This window comes from Pseudomonas sp. S8 (assembly GCF_050473925.1).
Classification (GTDB): Bacteria; Pseudomonadota; Gammaproteobacteria; order Pseudomonadales; family Pseudomonadaceae; genus Aquipseudomonas; species Aquipseudomonas parakoreensis.
In genome coordinates this window covers 4,989,823-5,005,271 of record NZ_JBFDVZ010000016.1, presented here as the reverse complement: position 1 = coordinate 5,005,271, position 15,449 = coordinate 4,989,823, and the positions used below count along the sequence as shown (strand labels likewise).

16 protein-coding genes are annotated in these 15,449 nt (G+C 59.9%); 7 read left to right on the top strand and 9 right to left on the bottom strand.

Features of this window, described 5'->3' with window-relative positions; all coding sequences use genetic code 11:
• The first annotated feature begins 13 nt into the window (after positions 1–13).
• The 5 genes from AB1J88_RS23650 to coq7 all read left to right on the top strand — a co-directional run bounded on the left by AB1J88_RS23650 (position 14) and on the right by coq7 (position 4,125).
• Complete coding sequence (locus AB1J88_RS23650) at positions 14–982, top strand: NAD(P)H-dependent flavin oxidoreductase (RefSeq protein WP_430292097.1); 969 nt, start codon at positions 14–16, stop codon at positions 980–982.
• A 79-nt stretch (positions 983–1,061) separates the two neighbouring features.
• Positions 1,062–2,009, top strand: coding sequence for a DUF805 domain-containing protein (locus tag AB1J88_RS23645; RefSeq protein WP_430292096.1), 948 nt, complete (start codon positions 1,062–1,064; stop codon positions 2,007–2,009).
• A gap of 61 nt (positions 2,010–2,070) precedes the next feature.
• The gene (locus AB1J88_RS23640; protein WP_041070136.1) at positions 2,071–2,859 is read left to right on the top strand and encodes an SDR family NAD(P)-dependent oxidoreductase; all 789 of its coding nucleotides are present in this window, start codon (positions 2,071–2,073) and stop codon (positions 2,857–2,859) included.
• Positions 2,860–2,939: 80 nt separating this feature from the next.
• A complete protein-coding gene (locus AB1J88_RS23635) occupies positions 2,940–3,278 on the top strand; it encodes a histidine triad nucleotide-binding protein (protein ID WP_430292095.1) in 339 nt (112 codons plus the stop codon).
• Positions 3,279–3,477: 199 nt separating this feature from the next.
• A complete protein-coding gene (coq7, locus tag AB1J88_RS23630; RefSeq protein WP_025113536.1) occupies positions 3,478–4,125 on the top strand; it encodes a 2-polyprenyl-3-methyl-6-methoxy-1,4-benzoquinone monooxygenase in 648 nt (215 codons plus the stop codon).
• A gap of 116 nt (positions 4,126–4,241) precedes the next feature.
• Here the strand turns inward: coq7 and speD are convergent, their stop codons facing one another.
• Positions 4,242–5,036, bottom strand: coding sequence for an adenosylmethionine decarboxylase (speD, locus tag AB1J88_RS23625; protein WP_027610737.1), 795 nt, complete (start codon positions 5,034–5,036; stop codon positions 4,242–4,244).
• Positions 5,037–5,273: 237 nt separating this feature from the next.
• Positions 5,274–5,696, bottom strand: coding sequence for an OsmC family protein (locus AB1J88_RS23620; RefSeq protein ID WP_016772921.1), 423 nt, complete (start codon positions 5,694–5,696; stop codon positions 5,274–5,276).
• 239 nt (positions 5,697–5,935) lie between these two features.
• On the opposite strand from AB1J88_RS23620, the gene crp reads away from it, so the two are divergent.
• Positions 5,936–6,580: a cAMP-activated global transcriptional regulator CRP gene (gene crp / locus AB1J88_RS23615; RefSeq protein ID WP_007966430.1), complete on the top strand. Its 645-nt coding sequence runs from the start codon at positions 5,936–5,938 to the stop codon at positions 6,578–6,580.
• Positions 6,581–6,590: 10 nt separating this feature from the next.
• Here the strand turns inward: crp and AB1J88_RS23610 are convergent, their stop codons facing one another.
• The 4 genes from AB1J88_RS23610 to AB1J88_RS23595 all read right to left on the bottom strand — a co-directional run bounded on the left by AB1J88_RS23610 (position 6,591) and on the right by AB1J88_RS23595 (position 9,902).
• Positions 6,591–7,292, bottom strand: coding sequence for a lipoate--protein ligase family protein (locus AB1J88_RS23610; RefSeq protein ID WP_108183972.1), 702 nt, complete (start codon positions 7,290–7,292; stop codon positions 6,591–6,593).
• A 125-nt stretch (positions 7,293–7,417) separates the two neighbouring features.
• The gene (gene trpC / locus AB1J88_RS23605; protein WP_108183973.1) at positions 7,418–8,254 is read right to left on the bottom strand and encodes an indole-3-glycerol phosphate synthase TrpC; all 837 of its coding nucleotides are present in this window, start codon (positions 8,252–8,254) and stop codon (positions 7,418–7,420) included.
• A complete protein-coding gene (trpD, locus tag AB1J88_RS23600; protein WP_047296957.1) occupies positions 8,251–9,300 on the bottom strand; it encodes an anthranilate phosphoribosyltransferase in 1,050 nt (349 codons plus the stop codon). The genes trpC and trpD overlap by 4 nt, the downstream gene beginning before the upstream one ends.
• 8 nt (positions 9,301–9,308) lie before the next feature.
• Entirely contained in the window at positions 9,309–9,902 is a 594-nt protein-coding gene (locus AB1J88_RS23595) for an aminodeoxychorismate/anthranilate synthase component II (protein ID WP_198758988.1), read from the bottom strand.
• Positions 9,903–10,309: 407 nt separating this feature from the next.
• Here AB1J88_RS23595 and estP point away from each other — a divergent pair, with 407 nt between their 5' ends.
• Complete coding sequence (gene estP / locus AB1J88_RS23590) at positions 10,310–12,220, top strand: esterase EstP (RefSeq protein ID WP_430292094.1); 1,911 nt, start codon at positions 10,310–10,312, stop codon at positions 12,218–12,220.
• A gap of 155 nt (positions 12,221–12,375) precedes the next feature.
• Here estP and trpE read toward each other — a convergent pair whose 3' ends face one another.
• The 3 genes from trpE to rpe all read right to left on the bottom strand — a co-directional run bounded on the left by trpE (position 12,376) and on the right by rpe (position 15,418).
• On the bottom strand, positions 12,376–13,857 hold the full coding sequence (trpE, locus tag AB1J88_RS23585) for an anthranilate synthase component I (protein ID WP_047596415.1): 1,482 nt from the start codon (positions 13,855–13,857) through the stop codon (positions 12,376–12,378).
• Positions 13,858–13,928: 71 nt separating this feature from the next.
• A complete protein-coding gene (locus AB1J88_RS23580; RefSeq protein ID WP_430292093.1) occupies positions 13,929–14,747 on the bottom strand; it encodes a phosphoglycolate phosphatase in 819 nt (272 codons plus the stop codon).
• Positions 14,744–15,418 (bottom strand): ribulose-phosphate 3-epimerase, encoded by a 675-nt coding sequence (rpe, locus tag AB1J88_RS23575; protein ID WP_003228808.1) that lies wholly within the window; start codon positions 15,416–15,418, stop codon positions 14,744–14,746. Before rpe ends, AB1J88_RS23580 begins: the two co-directional genes overlap by 4 nt.
• Between the last annotated feature and the right edge of the window lie 31 nt (positions 15,419–15,449).

Here is a 15,449-nt window from a genome sequence, read left to right as displayed (position 1 = left end):
CGGGGGATTTCCAATGTCGCTGCCCGCTTTGCTCGAACAACGTCTGCGCTTGCCGATAGTGGCGGCGCCGATGTTCCTGATCTCCAACCCGGAGCTGGTGCTCGCCTGCTGCCGTAACGGCGTGGTTGGCAGCTTCCCGGCGCTGAACCAGCGTGAAAGCAGCGGCTTCAAGGCCTGGCTGGAGGAGATTGAAGCGGGCCTGGCGACACTGGACAACCCGGCGCCGTATGCGGTGAACCTGATCGTGCATAACAGCAATCCGCGCCTGCAGGCGGATCTGAACATCTGCGTCGAGCACAAGGTGCCGATTGTCATCACCAGCCTCGGCGCGGTGAAGGAGCTGGTGGATGCCGTGCACAGCTACGGCGGTCTGGTGTTCCACGATGTGACCACGCGCCGGCATGCCGAGAAAGCCGCCGAAGCCGGAGTCGACGGCTTGATCGCCGTCGCGGCGGGCGCCGGCGGCCATGCCGGCACCTGGAGTCCGTTTGCACTGATCGCCGAGATCCGTGAATTCTTCGATAAAACCCTGTTGCTTGCCGGATGTCTGAACCACGGCCATGAGATTTTGGCCGCACAGCTGCTCGGCGCGGATTTGGCCTACTTCGGTACGCGATTTATCGGCACCACCGAAAGTCATGCGCCTGACGCCTATAAGGACATGCTGCTGACGGCCAAGGCGGCGGACATCATTCATACTCCTGCAGTCTCCGGAGTACCGGCCAGCTTCATGCGTCAAAGCCTGGAGGCGGCGGGTTTCGACATGGCCGCGCTGCAGGGCAAGGGCGAGGTCAATTTCGGTGACAAGCTCAAACCGATCAACGATGAAGCCAAGGCCTGGAAGACCGTGTGGTCGGCCGGCCAGGGCGTTGGCCAGATTGACGACCTGCCGAGCGTGGATCAGTTGATCGCCCGGCTCGACGCGGAATATCGTCAGGCGCTGGAGCATGCGGCGCAGTTGCCGAAGCGTTGGCCACGCTGAGAAAATTCAAGCCAGTCTTCGAGTGACTGGCCTTACACTTGCTGACCTTCAATTCATTCGCGACAAGGATGCCTCGGCCATGAGCGAACCTCGCTACAAGATCGTTTTCGACGGTGCTCTACAGCCCGGTGTCGATCTCACCACCGCCAAGCTCAATCTGGCGGCCCTGTTCAAAAGCGATGTTGCCGCCATCGAGCGCCTGTTCAACGGCAGCACCGTAGCCCTCAAACGCGACCTGACCCACAGCGATGCGCAGACCTATCTGCAAGCACTGAGCAAGACCGGGATCGATGCGCGGATCGAAAGCGAAACGGCGATTGAACTGAGTCTGTCGGACGTGCATGAACAACCGGCGACTTTCAACGAACCCGCATCACCCTATGCGCCACCTCGGGCCAACGTCGGCGAAAACCTGCCAGCATTCGCAGTGCTCAAGCCCTTCAGCGTCGAAGGCCGGATCGGTCGCCTGCGCTTTTTGGCCTGGACGATGGTGCTGAGCCTGGTGACTCTGCCGATCGTGGCGATATTCGCGTTTATCGGGCTCGGACTGGTCAGCGGCGACTCAACCACCGGCCTGATCATCGGCGGGATACTCGCGTTCTTCCTGTTCCTCGGCTTTATCATTGTCAGCATTCTGTTCAGTGTGCAGCGCCTGCACGACATCGGCTGGTCCGGCTGGCTCTGGCTGCTGAATCTGGTGCCGTTCGTGGGCAGCTTCTTCCCGCTGGTGATCATGGTCGTGCCGGGCAACACCGGGGCCAACCGCTACGGGCCGCCGCCACCGCCCAACAGTACTGCGGTCAAAGTGCTGTGCTCGTTGTGGATCGTGTTCTTCGCCCTGGTATTTGCCGGCGGCATGCTCGGCGGTATTTCGGCCATTCAGCAAGAATATGAAACCAACCTTGAGAGCAGCTATGAAAGCGGCTCGGTCACCACCGATGAAGTCGAGGTCGAAACTGAACCTGCGAATTCCGTGGACGATGCAGCCGAAGCGGCCCCGGCCCCTGTAGACTCTGCGAAAGAATGAACAACGCTCTCCGCCGTGACACCTGCGTCGCTGGCGTGGAGCTGTTGCGATGGAGAATTGCATGACCCGTTACGCTCTGATCACTGGCGCCTCCAGCGGCATCGGCCTGGCCATGGCCGAAGCGCTGGCCCGACGTGGCCGCAGCCTGATTCTGGTGGCTCGCCAGCGTGATCAGCTGGAAAGTATCGCGATCGAACTGACCCAGCGCTTTGGCGTGGAAGTCTTGTTCCGCGCCTGCGATCTGGGCGAGCCATTGCGCTTGTCCGGCTTCCTGCTGGAGCTGGAAGAAGGCGACCGGCAGATCGATCTACTGGTCAATTGCGCCGGCATCGGTACCTGCGGCCCATTCCTCGCCCAGGACTGGATGACCGAGCAGGACCTGATCGAAGTCAACATCCTCGCCCTCACCCGTCTGTGCCATGCCATCGGCAACAGCATGGCGCTGCAGGGCGGCGGGCAGATCCTCAACGTCGCCTCAGTGGCGGCGTTCAATCCCGGTCCGTGGATGAGCACTTACTACGCCAGCAAGGCTTACGTTCTGCACTTCTCCGAAGCGCTGAGGGTTGAACTGAAACAGAGCGCGGTCAAAGTCTCGGTCCTTTGCCCCGGCCCGACCCGCACCGCATTTTTCCGCACCGCGCAGCTCAACAGCGACAAACTCAAGGACAGCAAACTGCTGATGAGCCCCGAGGAAGTCGCGCTGTACACCGTGCGTGCGCTGGAGAAAAACCGCGCAATCATTATCCCGGGACGACGCAACCGCTGGCTGGCGTTCCTGCCGCGCCTCGGCTCGCGCTGGCTCAATCGCACCCTCGTCGGCATGGTCAACAAGGCTTACTGCCCGCGCTGAACTGTCCTACGGCAAATCACTGGGCGCGGTCATTTCCCATGAGTACACTCAGGCCAGCCCCCACAACGGAGAAAACAGCAGTGGATACTCTGTTCACCAAGATCATCAACCGGGAAATCCCGGCCAAGATCATTTACGAAGACGACCAGATTCTGGCGTTCCACGACATCGCCCCTCAGGCACCGGTGCACTTTCTGGTGATCCCGAAGAAACCGGTGCGCACCCTCAACGACCTGACCGAAGACGACAAGGCACTGGCCGGACACATCCTGTTCACCGCCCAGCGTCTGGCGCTGGAACTGGGCTGCGAGGAAGGCTTCCGGGTGGTGATGAACTGCAATGAAAAAGGTGGGCAGACCGTCTATCACATTCATATGCATGTACTCGGTCAGCGCCAGATGAACTGGCCGCCGGGCTGATACCAGCAAACCTGTGCAGGAGCTGCCGAAGGCTGCGATCTGTTGATCTTCGAGTATCAAAAACAAGAACCAAAGATCGCAGCCTTCGGCAGCTCCTAGATAAAGCAAAAAGCCCATCCAGTGTGACTGATGACCCAGCGCAAACCTTCCCCGGCCGATTCGGTTAAACTGGCGGTCGAGATTTTTCCCGGAGGTCAGCATGACTACCCAACGTCACTACTCGCCGATTGACCGTCTACTGCTGCAAGCCGATGCCGCGATGCGTACCCTGCTGCCTTTCAGTGGTCAGCCGTACCGTCCGTCGCCAGCGATTGTGCAGCCGGAAGTGCAGATGAGCGATGAAAACACTCGCCACGTCGCCGGCCTGATGCGCATCAACCACACTGGTGAAGTGTGCGCCCAAGCGCTGTACCAAGGTCAGGCGCTGACCGCCAAGTTACCGCAGGTGCGTGCCGCCATGGAGCATGCCGCCGAAGAGGAAATCGATCATCTGGTGTGGTGCGAACAGCGCATCCATCAGCTGGGCAGCCATACCAGCGTGCTCAATCCGCTGTTCTATGGAATGTCATTCGGCATCGGCGCTGTGGCCGGCCTGATCAGTGACAAGGTCAGTCTCGGTTTCGTCGCGGCCACCGAGCATCAGGTGTGCAAGCACTTGAACGAGCACCTGGAGCAATTGCCGGCAGAAGACGAGAAGTCCCGGGCAATCTTGCAGCAGATGCGCATTGATGAAGAACATCATGCGGAGAGTGCACTGGATGCGGGTGGTTTCCGTTTTCCGGCACCGGTGAAGTTCGGGATGAGTCTGCTGGCGAAGGTGATGACCAAGAGTACCTACAGGATCTGACTTCAGTGTTGTCTGGCAGGGCCCCTTCGCGAGCAAGCTCGCTCCCACAGGGTTCTGTTTAGGCAATAAAAAAGGCGACTACCGCACGGTAGTCGCCTTTTTTGTGCCCGGGAATCTTACGCCGGCATGTTGCGCGCGTAGAAGATTTCCAGCATTTCGTGTTTCACACGCTCGGTCACCTGAGCACGCTGCTCGGAGGACAGGTTGCTGGTGGCGTCGCCGAACAGGTAGTTGTCCAGTTCGAAGTTCTTCAGCAGCATTTTGGTGTGGAACAGGTTTTCCTGGTACACGTTCACGTCGGTCATCTGGTACGCATCGCGGGTGTCTTCGGAAAGGTAGTTCTGGATCGAGTTGATCTCGTGGTCGATGAAGTGCTTGTTGCCTTCAACGTCACGGGTGAAGCCGCGCACACGGTAATCCACAGTCACGATGTCCGAATCGAACTGGTGAATGAGGAAGTTGAGCGCTTTAAGCGGTGAAATGACACCACAGGTCGACACATCAATGTCCACACGGAACGTCGCAATACCGGCGTCCGGATGGATTTCCGGATAGGTATGCACCGTGATGTGACTCTTGTCGAGGTGGGCAAGGATGATTTCGGGCAATGGACCCGGGGACTCTTCGATCTGGCTGTCAGTCGGGGTCACCGGCTCTTCCGAGATCAGAATCGTGACGCTGGCACCCTGAGGCTCATAGTTCTGACTCGCGATGTTCAGAATGTTGGCACCAATGATTTCGACAACTTCCGTGAGGATCTGCGTCAGACGTTCGGCGTTGTACTCTTGATTGATGTACTCGACGTAAGCCTGCTGGTCTTGCGGGGTTTCCGCGTAGCAGATGTCATAGATGTTGAAGCTCAAGGTCTTTGTCAGGTTATTGAACCCGTGGAGCTTGAGTTTGCTTTTCACCGTTAAAAACTCTCTATGTATGCGGCGCAGCCGCGTGATCAAGCATGCCCGTCAAATGCGAACAACGCACCTGCGTAGGACGGTTAACACCTCTTCGCGATGGCGATTTTGGTTATCTGTTCAGGCGGATGACCCGTCGGCTGACCGATCACTGCCCTGAAAAAAGTGGCGCATTATGCAGACGTCAGCGAGGGATCGCCAGAGTCTGCACTGCTTTTATGATAGTTGAATGTCGGTTCAACCGAGTTCGACGATTTCATAATCGTGAGTGATCGCCACGCCGGCCGCGCCGAGCATGATCGAGGCCGAGCAATATTTCTCGGCAGACAGTTCGATGGCGCGTTTGACTTGCGCTTCTTTCAGGCCCCGGCCCTTGACCACGAAGTGCATGTGGATCTTGGTGAACACCTTCGGGTCTTCGGTCGCGCGCTCGGCGTCGAGGAACGCTTCGCAGCTTTCAACCGCCTGACGCGATTTCTTCAAGATGCTCACCACGTCGAAGTTGCTGCAACCGCCAACGCCCAGCAGGAGCATTTCCATCGGGCGAACACCCAGATTACGACCACCGGCGTCGGGCGGACCGTCCATCACCACGACATGACCGCTACCGGATTCGCCGAGGAACATGGCTTCGCCAGCCCATTGGATGCGTGCCTTCATCGCCAAGACTCCACTGTAGAAAAAAGGGTCGCCAGCTTAGCACAGGCCTTTGCTCTGACAGCGCCCCACGTTCCTGGGAAGGATGCCTATGCTGCGTAGGTAATTTCTCGAATTTTCGACGAAGTGTCTGGTAAGCTGGCGCCAATTCGCTGGCGCCAATTGTCAGCCTGTGTAGCGACCGCCTTCAGCGCCTCATATAAAAATCAAACATCACCGTGCAGTCTTTTCGGGATACAACCATGGTTGCTATTACCCCCACACCCAAAATCAAAAACCTCGACAAACTGTTGATGCATTGCCAACGCCGTCGCCATGCGGCCAAAAGCAACATCATCTGCGCCGGCGATCGTTCGGACACGCTGTACTTCATCATCAAGGGTTCGGTCACGATCCTGATCGAAGATGACGACGGCCGCGAAATGATCATCGCCTACCTCAACGCCGGGGATTTCTTTGGCGAGCTGGGTTTGTTTGAGCAGGCAGGCCAGGAACAGCAACGCAGCGCCTGGGTGCGGGCCAAGGTTGAATGTGAAATCGCCGAAATCAGTTATGTGAAGTTCCGCGAACTGTCACAGCAGGATCCCGACATTCTTTACGTCCTCAGCGGACAAATCGCACAACGTCTGCGCAATACCACGCGCAAGGTCGGCGATCTGGCGTTCTTCGACGTTACCGGTCGTGTTGCCCGTTGCCTGCTGGAGTTGTGCAAACAGCCTGACGCAATGACTCACCCGGACGGCATGCAGATCAAGGTGACCCGTCAAGAAATCGGGCGGATTGTCGGTTGTTCGCGGGAGATGGTCGGTCGCGTGCTCAAGGATCTTGAAGAACGCAACCTGGTCGATGTGAAAGGCAAGACCATGGTGGTCTTCGGCACCCGCTAAGCGCGCCGAATCAGGCGCTGTAGACCTGCGCCAGCATCCGTCGAAACAACTCATCCAGACGCGCCAAAGCATTTGGCGCGACGAACTTCTCATGCAGGGCAATGTGGCTTTCAGCCCGCACTCGCTGCTCCAGACCGCAAGCTTCATTGAAACGATTGACCGCCGCGACCATCGACTCGCGCTCGTTATCGATCAACATTGCCCCGTGCACCAACCCCACCGGACGCTGACCGCCCTGACTCTGGCGCCAGCGCTGAGCAGTGCCGACCATCTTGCGGCCGTCGAGATTGACGTTGAAGCGGCCGTCACAGAACGCACCGTCGATTTCGCCCAACGACGATGTGCCGCCCAACTCATCCAGCAACTCACAGATTGGATCGCACAGACGCCGATAGCCAGTTTCGATGCGATTCAGATCGCCCTCGCTGCGGGGCGGGGCGTAGACCAGTGCGATGTTGATCGTTGAGGAGGACTGCGGGACGGGTTCACCGCCGGTTTCCCGCAGCAATACTGGCCAACCGGCTGCAGCGGAGACTTCGCAGGCGTGATCAAAACCGGGCAGACGATTGAGGCGGCGCGGCATGACCAGGGCGTTATCACTGGGTTGCCAGAACAGCAGACCAAATTCGGCGTCGCCGGCGCAGACGGAAGCGAGCAAGTCTTGTTCGGCTTGCAGGCCGGCCTCGATGGTCAGGAAGATGGGCAGCGACATGGAGGGCTCCGGCAGATCTGGAATCTTTAGGGATTTTGAGGGCCTCTTCGCGAGCAGGCTCGCTCCCACAGGGGAAATGCATTCCAATGTGGGAGCGAACCTGCTCGCGAATGAGGTCGACTCGGTCAGTCGAGGGTCGAACCACTGACCGGTACGCCGCGTTCCGGGAAGAACAGGCGTTGCAGTTCGGTGCCCGGGCTTTCCGCGCGCATGAACGCTTCGCCCACCAGAAAGGCATACACATCGCTGATTTCCATCAGCTCGACATCGGCACGGTTAAGGATGCCACTCTCGGTAATCACCAGTCGGTCGCGCGGAATGCGCGGCAGCAGGTCGAGGGTGGTTTCCAGGCTGACGTCGAACGTGTGCAGGTTGCGGTTATTGACCCCGACCAGTGGTGTGTCGAGGGTTTTCAGTGCGCGCTCCAGCTCATCGCCGTCGTGCACTTCCACCAGCACATCGAGACCGACACCTTTGGCCACCGAGGCCAGCTCGGCCATTTTTACGTCGTCCAGTGCGGAGACGATCAACAGCACGCAATCGGCGCCCAGCGCGCGGGCTTCGACGATCTGGTACGGATCGATCATGAAGTCTTTGCGGATCACCGGCAATTTGCACGCGGCGCGGGCCTGTTGCAGGTAGACATCAGCGCCCTGGAAGTAGTCGATATCGGTCAGCACGGAAAGACAGGTCGCCCCGCCCTTCTCGTAGCTCTTGGCGATGTCGGCAGGCACGAAGTTCTCGCGTATCACGCCTTTGCTCGGCGAAGCCTTTTTGATTTCGGCGATCACCGCCGGTTGCTTCTTCTTGGCCTGCGCCAGCAATGCCTGGGCAAAACCACGGGGTGCATCGGCCGCCTTGGCCAGACTTTCCAGCTCGCTCAGGCTGACGCGAGCGCTGCGCTCGGCGACTTCCTGGACTTTGCGCGCCAGAATGTTTTCCAGAACCGTCGGTACACTCATCCCTCATTCTCCACTTTGAATACCGCGGTAAAGGCACCCAACTCCTCGAGTTTTTCCCGAGCGAGACCGGTGTGCAGGGCGTCGTGCGCGAGCGCCACGCCTTCTTTGAGACTGGTCGCCAGGTCGGCGGCATACAGCGCCGCACCGGCATTGAGCACGATCATTTCAGCAGCTTTCTGGCCACTTTCGGTTTTGCGTTTGCCCAACGCATCACGGATCAACGCCAGCGATGCTTCCGGACCTTCGACCGAGAGACCGTGCAGACTCTGGCTCTTCATGCCGAGATCTTCCGGCTCGACCCAATATTCAGTGATCTCGTTGTTCTTCAGCTCTGCGACGAAGGTTGGCGCGGCAAGACTGAACTCGTCCAGACCGTCCTTCGAATGCACTACCAGCACATGTTTGCTGCCCAAGCGCTGCAAGACTTCGGCCAATGGCCGGCACAACGCGGGAGTAAACACGCCCACCACCTGATGTTTGACACCGGCCGGATTCGTAAGCGGGCCGAGCATGTTGAACAGCGTACGCAGGCCGAGATCGCGACGCGGGCCGGCGGCGTATTTCATCGCCTTGTGGTGAGTCTGGGCAAACATGAAACCGATGCCGACGTTGTCGATGCAACGGGCAACCTGCACCGGGGTCAGGTTCAGGTAGATACCGGCGGCCTCCAGCAAGTCGGCGCTGCCGCTCTTGCCCGACACCGCACGGTTGCCGTGCTTGGCCACGGTGCAACCGGCTGCCGCGACAACGAACGCCGAAGCAGTCGACACGTTGAAGATGTTCGCACCGTCACCGCCGGTGCCGACTACATCGACCACGCCGTCGAGGGTCTTGAGTTCGACCTGGTCGGCCAGCTCACGCATCACCGACACGGCACCGACGATTTCGTCGATGCTCTCGCTCTTCATGCGCATGGCCATCATGAATGCGCCGATCTGTGCGTCGGTGCATTGCCCGGTCATGATTTCGCGCATCACGTCGCGCATTTCTTCGGTGCTGAGGTCGAGGTGTTCGACGATACGGCTCAGGGCTGTCTTGATATTCATGGGAGTCCTTAGCGCGTGCCGCCGGTTTGTTTGAGGAAGTTGGCAAACAGTTCATGACCCTGCTCGGTGAGGATCGACTCGGGGTGGAACTGTACGCCCTCAATGTTCAGGGTCTTGTGCCGCAGGCCCATGATTTCGTCGACCGAACCGTCGTCGTGCCGGGTCCATGCAGTCAGTTCCAGGCACTCGGGCAAAGTATCGTGCTTGACGATCAGCGAGTGGTAGCGGGTAACCGTCAGCGGATGATTCAGACCGGCGAAAACGCCCTTGTCCTCGTGGAATACCGGACTAGTCTTACCGTGCATCACCTGACGGGCGCGCACCACATCGCCACCGAACGCCTGGCCAATCGATTGATGACCGAGGCAGACGCCGAGAATTGGCAGTTTGCCGGCGAAGTATTTGATGGCTTCGATGGAGATGCCGGCTTCGGTCGGCGTGCACGGACCTGGCGAGACTACGATGCGCTCGGGGTTGAGCGCTTCGATTTCGGCGACGGTCAGTTCGTCGTTGCGCACCACTTTGACCTCGGCACCCAGCTCGCCGAGGTATTGCACAACGTTGTAAGTAAAGGAGTCGTAGTTGTCGATCATCAGCAACATGGCGTTTCGAACCTCTTAAATTCTGACTTGAAGACAGCCTTCAGATGACTTGCCCGCAGGGCGCTGCACGATGTCGGACGCACAGAGAGCGTCGGCACAGCGGCATTTCAAACGGGTAAGGAAGGCAAAGCGATACAGATCCGGCCGGGCCGGCAGAAAGGATTCAGGCGCGCCAACGCCAACGGGCGTGTGCCTTGATGACTTGATCCAGAAGTTTGCTGACGATCAACACGGGGAAGGTCTCGTTCATACGTTCCGGCACAGTAACTTAGCTGGGCAGAGCGTGCAATATGGCGGGGCTGACGGGGGACAAAACTATGGGAGGCTTCGCGACCGATGGCAAAATGCCGGGAGTTTTTGGTACTGTCGTTTCGTTCACCTACAACAATAAATAAACGGACTTGCTCATGATCAAACAGACGTTGTTTGTACCGCTCGCCGGTTGCCTGCTCGCCATGGCTTGCGCCCAGGCCTACGCAGCACCCGCGCCCTATTCCAACTTCATCGTGTTCGGCGACAGCCTGAACGATGCCGGGACCTTCAAGGACAGCGGCGGCCCGGCCGGCGCCACGCAGCGCTACACCAACCGCACCGGCCCGTTGTACAAGGATGGCACCGGGGAAAACCGCGACCTCAACGCCACCCAGATCATCGGTGGCAAACTGGGTTTCAGCCCCGATCAGACCGCCTCCTCGTCCTCGGCCGTGCGCGCCGGTGAAGGTCTGGCCGATGGCAACAACTGGGCGGTGGGTGGTTACCGTACCGACCAGATCCTCGACTCGATCACCACCCAGTCCGCCACCGGTGAACGCACGCGCAGCGGTTACCTGCCGTCGAATGGCTTCCGCGCTGATCCGAACGCGCTGTATTACCTGTCCGGGGGCGGCAACGACTTCCTTCAGGGCCGCGTGCTCAGCCTCGATCAGGCCAGCTCGGCGGCCGACCGACTGGCCGACAGCGTGCGCACGCTGCAAGGTGCCGGCGCCAAATACATCATGGTCTGGCTGTTGCCAGACATCGGGCTGACCCCGGCGATCAACGGCTCGCCGCTGCAGAGCTTCACCTCGCAGCTCAGCGCCCAATTCAACACCGAACTGGTCAGCCAGTTGCAGGGCATCAACGCCGAAATCATTCCACTGAACATTCCAGTGCTGCTCAAAGAAGCGTTCGCCAACCCGGCGCAGTTCGGCCTCGCGACCGACCAGAACCTGACGGCCACCTGCTTCAGCGGCAACAGTTGCACCGAGAACGCCCGATACGGCATCAACAGCGCTACGCCGGATCCGACCAAGCTGATCTACAACGACTCGGTGCACCCGACCGAAGCAGGCCAGCGCCTGATTGCCGACTACGCCTACTCGCTGCTGGCCGCCCCGTGGGAACTGACCCTGCTGCCGGAAATGGCCCAGGGTTCGTTACGCGCGCATCAGGATGAACTGCGCAACCAATGGCTGGCCGACTGGGAAAACTGGCAGGCCGTGGGCCAATGGCGGGCGATTGTCGCCGGTGGCGGACAGCATCAGGACTTCGACGGCCAGCACAGCGCCGCCAGTGCCGATGGCAACGGCTACAACCTGAACATCGGCGGCAGCTATCGCGTCAACGACGCCTGGCGTGTCGGATTGGCCGCCGGTTTCTATAACCAGAAACTCGAGGCCGGCGACGCCGATTCGGAATACAAACTCAACTCCTACATGGGCACCGCGTTCGCCCAGTATCAACAAAACCGCTGGTGGGGCGATCTGGCGATGACCGCCGGCAAGCTCGACTACGACAGCCTCAAGCGTAAATTCCAGCTCGGGGTCAACGAGCGCGGGGAGAAAGGCGATACCGATGGCTACGTGCTGGCGATCAGCGGCCGTATCGGCTACGACATCGCGCAGCAGGCCAGCAGTCCGTGGCACCTGTCGCCGTTCGTCAGCGCCGACTTTGGCAAGGTCGAGGTCGACGGTTACTCGGAAAAAGGCGCGGACTCAACGGCGCTGACCTTCGATGACCAGTCGCGCAACTCGCGGCGTCTGGGCGTGGGTATTCAGGGCAAGTACCAGATCACGGCGCAGACCGAAGTGTTCGGCGAGTTCGCTCACGAACGTGAGTACAACGACGATCGCCAGGATCTGACCATCAACCTCAACAGCTTGCCGAACAACCGCTTCACGCTCGAAGGCTACGAGCCGCAGACCAACCTCAATCGCCTGAACCTGGGCGTGAGCCACAAGCTCACGCAGGATTTGGCGTTGCGCGCCAGCTACAACGTGCGCAAGGATGATGACTTTACCCAGCAAGGGGTGAACGTCGGGGTCAGTCTCGACTTCTGAGGCGGAAAAGCAAAAGATCGCAGGCTGCGCCAGCTCCTACAGGGGCTTGGCAGGTACAAAAAACGCGGCGCCCTTACGGGTGTCGCGTTTTTTATGCCTGACCGTAAAGCCCATGTGGGAGCGAGCCTGCTCGCTCCCACAGGAGACAATGTGGATCAGGCGTCCGGAGTCTGCTCAGCCAGGGCCACGGCACGGAACATCGCGCGGCGCTTGTTCAGGGTTTCTTCCCATTCCAGCGCCGGCACCGAGTCGGCCACGATGCCGCCACCGGCCTGCACGTGCAGTTCACCGTTCTTGATCACCGCGGTACGAATCGCAATCGCGGTGTCCATGTTGCCGTTCCAGGCGAAGTAACCGACCGCACCGCCATACACGCCACGCTTGACCGGCTCCAGTTCGTCGATGATTTCCATCGCACGGATCTTCGGTGCGCCAGACAAAGTGCCCGCCGGCAGAATCGCCCGCAGCGCGTCCATCGCGGTCAGCCCGGCCTTCAACTGGCCGGTGACGTTGGAGACGATGTGCATCACGTTGGAATAACGCTCGATGACCATTTTCTCGGTGAGCTTCACCGATCCGATTTCCGAGACACGACCGGTGTCGTTACGACCGAGGTCGATCAGCATCAAGTGTTCGGCAATCTCTTTGTCATCCGACAGCAGGTCTTCTTCCAGCGCCAGATCCGCCTCTTCGGTGGCGCCACGCGGGCGGGTGCCGGCAATCGGGCGCACGGTGATCAGGTTGTCTTCGACCCGCACCAGCACTTCCGGCGAACTGCCGACGACGTGGAAGTCGCCGAAGTTGAAGAAGTACATGTACGGCGTCGGGTTGAAGCAACGCAGGGCGCGGTACAGATCGATCGGCGCGGCCTTGAAGTCGATCGACATGCGCTGCGACGGCACCACTTGCATGCAGTCGCCTGCGAGGATGTATTCCTTGATGGTGTCGACGGCTTTTTCGTAGTCGCTCTGGGTGAAACTGGAGCGGAACAGCGGATCAGCCGCTTGTTGCTTGCTGAAGTCCAGGCCACGGCGCGGGGTGATCGGCTGGCGCAGTTTCTCCAGCAGTGCCTGCAATTGCGCCTGCCCCTGCTCGTAAGCATCGGCTTGCGCCGGATCGGCGAGGACAATCGCGTGCATCTTGCCGGCGAGGTTGTCGAACACCACCACCGCATCGGACACCATCAGCAGAATGTCCGGCACGCCCAGTGGATCAGGGTTCGGGCATTTGCCCAGACGCTTCTCGACATAACGCACGCAGTCGTAACCGAAGTAGCCGACCAGACCACCATTGAAGCGCGGCAGACCGGCGATGGTCGGCACGTTGTAGCGGGCCTTGAAAGTTTCGACGAAGGCCAGCGGGTCTTCGACGTCATGGCTTTCGGTCTCGACGCCATCAACAGTGATGCTTACGTGATGGTCGTGAACCCGCAGCACGGTGCGGCACGGCAGGCCGATGATCGAGTAACGGCCCCATTTTTCGCCACCCTGCACCGATTCGAGCAGGTAGGAGTTTGGCTGGTCGGCCAGTTTCAGGTAGATCGACAGCGGGGTGTCGAAGTCGGCCAGGGTTTCGCAGGCCAACGGAATACGGTTGTAGCCATCAGCGGCCAGGCGCAGGAATTCTTCGCGGATCATGGGGTGCCTCGTGGTGTGAGGGGCAAATCAGTCAGGTGTGCAAACGCGCCGGCAAGCCGGCCAGGAACCAGTCAGGCGCGCCAACGCCAGCGAGCCAGGGCCTTGATGACTTTCATCCAGAGTTTGCGGGTGACCACCACGATGGCGTTTCCAGAATGGGATTGAGATGCGTCGGGCAACGTTATCTCAGCGGCTGTACCGAGGCAACCGGGAATTAGCTTGCGCAGATCGTCGATCACCAGTGCCGGGGATTCCTCGGCAATCGGCCGGCCATGGTTGTAGCCGTAGCTCAGCGCCACGCACTTGACCCCCGCCGCCTTCGCCGCCAGCACATCGCTGCGCGAATCGCCGACGAACAACGATTGTGAGGCCGGGATGTTGGCCATTTTCATCACGAAGAACAGCGCGGCCGGATCAGGCTTCTTCTGCGGCAAGGTATCGCCGCCGATGATCCATTTGAAGTAACGGCCGATCTTCATCTGATCCAGCAGCGGCGCGACAAAACGCTCCGGCTTGTTGGTGATCAGCGCCATGGCCACACCCTGCTTGTGCAGCCACTTGAGGGTGTCGCGCACGCCGGGATAGACCACGGTCAACTCGTGGCTCGCGCCATAGGCTTCCATGAAGAATTCCAGCGCGTGCTCGGCCTCGACGTCATCCACCGCCGAATGATCGATGCCACCGGCCAGCGCCCGGCGCACCAGCACCGGTGCGCCATTGCCGACCCACTCGCGTACCGCCTCGATACCGGCAGGCTTGCGGCCGAGGGAGAGCAGCATGGTGTCCACCGCCGCCGCCAGGTCGGGAACCGAGTCGATCAGCGTGCCATCCAGATCGAACATCACCAACCGTGGCAGTTGCCCCGGGAACAGCTGCTCAAAACCGCTCATGGGCGGGCCAGCGCCAGTTCGGAACGCATCTTGTCGATGACTTCCTGATAGTTCGGCGCATTGAAGATCGCCGAGCCGGCCACAAAGGTGTCAGCGCCAGCGGCCGCGATTTCGCGAATGTTGTTGACGTTGACGCCGCCATCGATTTCCAGACGGATATCACGCCCCGAGGCATCGATGATCGCCCGCGCTTCGCGCAGTTTGTCGAGGGTGCCGGGAATGAACTTCTGCCCGCCGAAGCCCGGGTTGACGCTCATCAGCAGCACCATGTCGACCTTGTCGATCACGTACTTGAGCACGTCCAGCGGGGTCGCCGGGTTGAACACCAGGCCGGATTTGCAGCCGCCTTCACGGATCAGTTGCAGCGAACGATCGACGTGCAGCGTGGCTTCCGGGTGGAAAGTGATGTAAGTGGCGCCGGCCTCGATGAAGTCGCCAACGATGCGATCCACCGGGCTGACCATCAGGTGCGCGTCGATCGGCGCGGTGATGCCGTACTTGCGCAATGCCGCGCAAACCATCGGGCCGATGGTCAGGTTCGGCACGTAGTGGTTGTCCATGACATCGAAGTGGACGAAGTCGGCACCGGCGGCCAGAACGTTGTCCACTTCTTCGCCGAGGCGGGCGAAGTCGGCGGAGAGAATCGACGGAGCAATTACGAAGGGCTGCATGACGCACCTTTTCTGAGCTAAATCACGATGG